At 63.8% G+C, this 2,235-nt stretch carries 2 protein-coding genes and 1 pseudogene; 1 reads left to right on the top strand and 2 read right to left on the bottom strand.

The window, feature by feature from the left end; translation table 11 throughout:
• The first annotated feature begins 159 nt into the window (after positions 1-159).
• Positions 160-1,194: a phosphodiester glycosidase family protein gene (locus WAN71_RS25125; protein ID WP_422227923.1), complete on the top strand. Its 1,035-nt coding sequence runs from the start codon at positions 160-162 to the stop codon at positions 1,192-1,194.
• Here WAN71_RS25125 and WAN71_RS25120 read toward each other — a convergent pair.
• Positions 1,187-1,888 (bottom strand): YoaK family protein, encoded by a 702-nt coding sequence (locus WAN71_RS25120; protein WP_422227922.1) that lies wholly within the window; start codon positions 1,886-1,888, stop codon positions 1,187-1,189. The genes WAN71_RS25125 and WAN71_RS25120 overlap by 8 nt on opposite strands.
• Before the next feature lie 7 nt (positions 1,889-1,895).
• Positions 1,896-2,235: pseudogene (locus tag WAN71_RS25115) on the bottom strand (mammalian cell entry protein); the annotation flags it as partial.

Below are 2,235 nucleotides of genomic sequence, written 5' to 3'. Positions count from 1 at the left end.
TGGACCGCGCCTAAACCGTCACGCGACTGTTATGCAAGTTTACTGCGTTATCCGTGCGGTTGATGTTGTGCTGTTTGTACCAACTTTCGCGCCGAAAGGGCAACCGTGCCGTCTCTCGCCGCCGCCTTCCGGCGCATCGCAGCCTGCTGCGCCGTGCTGATGCTGTGCCTGGCGCTGGCGACCAGTACCGGGCAGCCGGTCGCGCGCGCCGAGGCCCGTGACCTGTTGGCCAATGCCATTGCCAACACCCAAGGTTCCTATCTGGTGTACAACTTCGGCGGTGGGCATCCGGCGCCGATGCTCAACGCCGGCGGTAGCTGGTATGACGGCAACAGCGGTGGCCACCTGATGATCATCAAAGGTGCCTCGCAACGGCTTTCACCACATCTGCTGGTGGACAGCCATAGCGGTTACCAGGCACGCTGTGAACGCAATCCCGGGGCACGCACCGGCGACGGGTTGATGCAAGCCTCGGAGACCTACGCTCCAGTGCAGGCCTGGCAGGTGATGGGCCAGCCGACGATCGCCATCAATGCCAATTTCTTCGACGTCCGCGGGCAGAAGTCCGGCTCTTGGCGGTCCACCGGCTGTAGTTCACCGCTGGGAGCCTACGTGGACAACACTCACGGCCAGGGCCACGCCAATCAGGCAGTCACCGGCACGATTCCCTATGCGGGCAAACAAGGCCTGTCCGGCGGGGGCGAAAATTGGAGTGCATTGGCGACAATGATCCTGCCGACCCAGGGTGCGCCATCGGTGGTGTGGCCCAGGGGCGGCCGCGATGGCCATGACTACGATGCCGCCACCTCGGTCGTCACCGGCTTGGTTGATCGGGGCGAGTCGTTCGTCGCGGTGAGCGGGCTGGGGCTGTTATCGCCGGGCAGCACCGGGCAGCTCCACGACGGCGGTCCCAGCGCCGCGCGCACGGCTCTTGCCTATTCGAAACCCCGAGACGAGATGTATGTGTTCCAAGGCGGCAGCTACACCCCGGACAACATCCAGGACCTGTTCCGCGGGTTGGGCAGCGACACCGCTGTCTTGCTGGACGGGGGCGGGTCATCGGCGATCGTGCTGCGCCGCGACACCGGTGGCATGTGGGCCGGGGCCGGCGTGCCGAAAGGCAATTGCGATACCCGCCAGGTACTTTGCGACTCGCATGAGCGCTCGCTACCCAGCTGGCTCGCGTTCAATTAGGTCCGACGGCGGTGCGATCAGGCCCGAACCGGAAGATCAGCAGGCTGACCGCAACCACCGCCGCGGCCAGCGCGATCACCGGGGCCACGGTGAACCGTGACATCGTAGCGCCGACGATAGCACCGCCGCACATCGCCAAAATGACACTGTAGCGTAGCTTTTCGCGTGTACCGGTGCCGCCGGCCAGCCTGCTGTCGACACCGATACCGACGACCGTCGACGTGAGCACGGTGGTGCTCAGCTCCTGAATGCCGAACTGGCGTGCGGTGGCATTCTGCACGCCGAATGTCGTTGCCAGCCCGCTGATCAGAAACAGTTTGGTGTTGGCTTGATAGCTCAGCACACCCGCGCCGGCCAGGATCGACAGCGCCACCAACACGACGACCTCGATGCCCAGCGCCGTGGTGAGCCACCGGCGGGTCTGCACGCCGAAGTGCCGGGCCAGCCGGCCACCGATGACGGTGCCGGTGAGGAAACTAACGAACGCAACGATTGCGGCGGTCAGATCGACACCCGCCCGGGGTACGAACCAGAATCCGAGGAAGATGATGTTCCCGGTCATGTTCGCGACGAAGACGTGACCGAGCACCAGCACGCTGATCGCATCGACCAGCCCGGTCGCGAATGTCAACAGCAACAACGCCGCAACCGTCAGTCGGTCCGATACCGGCGAGGCCATCACGTCAGCGGCCATGCGGTCCTTAGAACTTGGGCGTCAGATCCAGCGAGGTGATGGTCGTCATTTTGGTCACCAGCCATCGCGCGTGATCACGTTTCATGACCAGCCGATAGGACAAGTACTTCAGGGAGGGAATGTCTTTGGTAGCCGGGCTGGTGGAGGTGGTGTTGGTGTAGACGACGGCGGTGGCGTCCGAACCGTTCAGCGACTCGACCGCCGCGCCGGTAACTTGCGTGGTGTTGGTGATTTGGGCTTGTTTGTTCGGCGCTACGATCGCGTCGATGTACTTGCGGTATGCAGCCTGGAAATCGCCGCTGAGATATTGCGCCGCCCGATCAGCCAGCTTGTCCATGTTTTGCGGG

The organism is Mycobacterium sp. (genome assembly GCF_049280035.1).
Lineage (GTDB): Bacteria > Actinomycetota > Actinomycetes > Mycobacteriales > Mycobacteriaceae > Mycobacterium.
Note: the sequence above shows the minus strand (reverse complement) of the source record. Positions and strands in the feature narration are given on the sequence as shown.

What these genes read in the sequence shown, in the direction of transcription:
- WAN71_RS25125 (WP_422227923.1), top strand. Translation starts at nt 160, where the DNA reads ATGCTGTGCCTGGCGCTGGCGACCAGTACCGGGCAGCCGGTCGCGCGC.
- WAN71_RS25120 (WP_422227922.1), bottom strand. Translation starts at nt 1,888, where the DNA reads ATGGCCGCTGACGTGATGGCCTCGCCGGTATCGGACCGACTGACGGTT.